Source organism: Streptomyces sp. OR43 (assembly GCF_008042275.1).
Taxonomy (GTDB): Bacteria; Actinomycetota; Actinomycetes; order Streptomycetales; family Streptomycetaceae; genus Streptomyces.
Map to the genome: position 1 here is coordinate 1 of NZ_RDBK01000124.1, position 1,005 is coordinate 1,005.

Sequence of the window (1,005 nt, forward strand, 5' to 3'; positions counted from 1 at the left end):
AGTCCGTCACCCGCGACCGGGAGACCAAGCCCACGAAGTACGCGCGGGCGAAGATCCCGCACTACTGGCGGGTGGAGAACCACGACGGCCGTGCTGTCGTCTACGTCTTCGAGCTGGAGCCCGCCACCCGGCGGCGAGGCGTGATGGCGCTGAGGTCGAGATCGACCGGGAAAGGGACGGAGACCTTCATCCGGTCGTGGAAGATCCCCGTCGAGGTGTAGGCGCCGGTGGCGGGCTCCAGCTCGAAGACGTAGACGACAGCACGGCCGTCGTGGTTCTCCACCCGCCAGTAGTGCGGGATCTTCGCCCGCGCGTACTTCGTGGGCTTGGTCTCCCGGTCGCGGGTGACGGACTCGTCCGACACGACCTCGATGGCCAGCTGAACGGACGCGGCGGGGAAGCGAGTCTGACTCGGATTCTGGACGATCTCACCGTCGACGACGATCACGTCGGGCTCGGGCCGGTTGTAACGGTCGATGTCGATCGTGAATCCACGCACGACTTCCAGGTCGGGCGGCGCCAGCGACTGCAACTGCCACTCGAAGAAGCTGACCGCCCGCGAATGGAAAAGGGTCTGCGGACTCACGAAAACAAGACTCCCGTCGATCAGCTCCGTATGCGGAGGCAGATTCGGGAGTGTGTCCAGGTCATCGGCGGTCCAGCCGCCCTCGGGCGGGACCGCCCACCGCGGCTCGGGGCCCTCGGGGTCGACGCTCATCAGTGCTCCCATGGACGGAGTCTCGCGGACATTTCAGCGTATCCGCAGGGAACCGAAAGCGGCTCCCTTGAACGTGTGAACGACTCACGCGCTCTTGACCCCCASMCCAGGGCCGGAATGCAGCAACTGCTCGTCGACGTGCTCCGGGCACCGGCGCCACGGTCGTCTTCGTCACGCACGACGTGGACGAGGCGCTGTTTCTCGGCGACCGCGTCGCGCTGCTCTCCACCGGCCGGGTGCTGCCCGTGCCGCGCCCGCGCGAACGCGCCGCCCACGCCGATCCGGCG

At 67.6% G+C, this 1,005-nt stretch carries 1 protein-coding gene and 2 pseudogenes; 2 read left to right on the top strand and 1 reads right to left on the bottom strand.

Annotated features, from left to right (window positions below):
* Nucleotides 1-128 (top strand): annotated as a pseudogene (locus EAO72_RS41515) (Uma2 family endonuclease); the annotation flags it as partial.
* Here EAO72_RS41515 and EAO72_RS41520 read toward each other — a convergent pair.
* The gene (locus tag EAO72_RS41520; protein WP_148022553.1) at nt 101-718 is read right to left on the bottom strand and encodes a Uma2 family endonuclease; all 618 of its coding nucleotides are present in this window, start codon (nt 716-718) and stop codon (nt 101-103) included. The pseudogene EAO72_RS41515 and the gene EAO72_RS41520 overlap by 28 nt on opposite strands.
* Nucleotides 719-808: 90 nt before the next feature.
* On the opposite strand from EAO72_RS41520, the pseudogene EAO72_RS43710 reads away from it, so the two are divergent.
* Nucleotides 809-1,005: pseudogene (locus EAO72_RS43710) on the top strand (ABC transporter ATP-binding protein); the annotation flags it as partial.

Bases quoted from the DNA above. Each gene is read 5' to 3' on its own strand.
- EAO72_RS41520 (WP_148022553.1), bottom strand. From the start codon at position 718: ATGAGCGTCGACCCCGAGGGCCCCGAGCCGCGGTGGGCGGTCCCGCCC.